The sequence below is a fragment of the Actinoplanes sp. NPDC051513 genome (genome assembly GCF_044454685.1).
GTDB lineage: Bacteria > Actinomycetota > Actinomycetes > Mycobacteriales > Micromonosporaceae > Actinoplanes.
The window spans coordinates 1-1,046 of sequence record NZ_JBITDW010000074.1 but is presented as its reverse complement, the minus strand read 5'-3'; the positions used below and the strand labels follow the sequence as shown (position 1 = coordinate 1,046).

Genomic DNA, 1,046 nt, shown 5'->3' with positions numbered 1-1,046 from the left:
CTAGGGCGTGTTTATGAAGTGTCATAGCCACTCGTTGATCGCGGCGATGTGGACCGTGGCCTGGTACCGGACGGCGAGTTTGTCGTAGCGGGTGGCCACGGCCCTGTTGCGTTTGAGTCGGTTGATGCCGCACTCGACCGCGTGGCGCTGCTTGTACACCTGCGGGTCGAACGACGGGGGTCGTCCGCCCTTCGAGCCCTTCTTGCGACGGTTCGCTGCCTGATCGGCCTTGACCGGGATGCACGCTTTGATGCCCCGCTTACGCAGGTACTCCCGGTTCGCCTTCGACGTGTACGCCTTATCAGCCAGGACCCGATCCGGCCGGTTCCTCGCCCGGCCGGCACCGGGCCGCTGCACCCGGATACCGTCCAGCACCACGGTGAACTGCGGGCTGTCGCCGCGCTGACCAGCGGTCAGCACCACCGACAACGGCTTCTGCCCCTGTTCACAGCCCAGATGAACCTTCGTGGTCAACCCACCCCGAGAACGCCCCAACGCATGATCTGCCGGCTCGGCCTGCACCCCACCCGGCGGCTGCACCTGCCGGTCACCGTCACGGCGGGCGCCCGCAGCGTGCTGATGCGCCCGGGCGATCGTGGAATCGACACTGACGTCCCAGGTAATCATCCCGGCCGCGTCCGCGCGGGCCTGCAACCCGGCCAGGATCCTCGCCCAGGTCCCGTCTCGCTGCCACCGGCGGAACAAGCCGTACACGCTCTGCCATTCGCCGTACTGCGGGGGCACGTCTCGCCAGGGACACCCAGCCCTGACCCGCCACCTGATCCCGTCGATCAGCTGCCGCTTCGTCCATGTCGGCGGGCGCCCCGGCTTCTTACCGACCGGCAGCAGCGGTTCCAGGACGTTCCACTGCTCGTCGGTCAGGTCGTGCCGCCCCGCCACCGGTATGGTGTCCACGAGGTCTCCGTGCAGATGTTCTTCTTCGTCGATGAACGATCTACCGGAGACCTCCCTACTTTTCGATCACCGACACGCCGCCTGTGACCTGACCAGGCAACCACCAACGCCAGTTCTTAAACACGGCCTAG

At 66.5% G+C, this 1,046-nt stretch carries 1 protein-coding gene; it reads right to left on the bottom strand.

All coding sequences use genetic code 11. From position 1 onward, the window contains the following. Positions 1 to 21: 21 nt before the first annotated feature. Positions 22 to 915, bottom strand: coding sequence for an IS5 family transposase (locus ACIA5D_RS51780; RefSeq protein ID WP_396038130.1), 894 nt, complete (start codon positions 913 to 915; stop codon positions 22 to 24). Between the last annotated feature and the right edge of the window lie 131 nt (positions 916 to 1,046).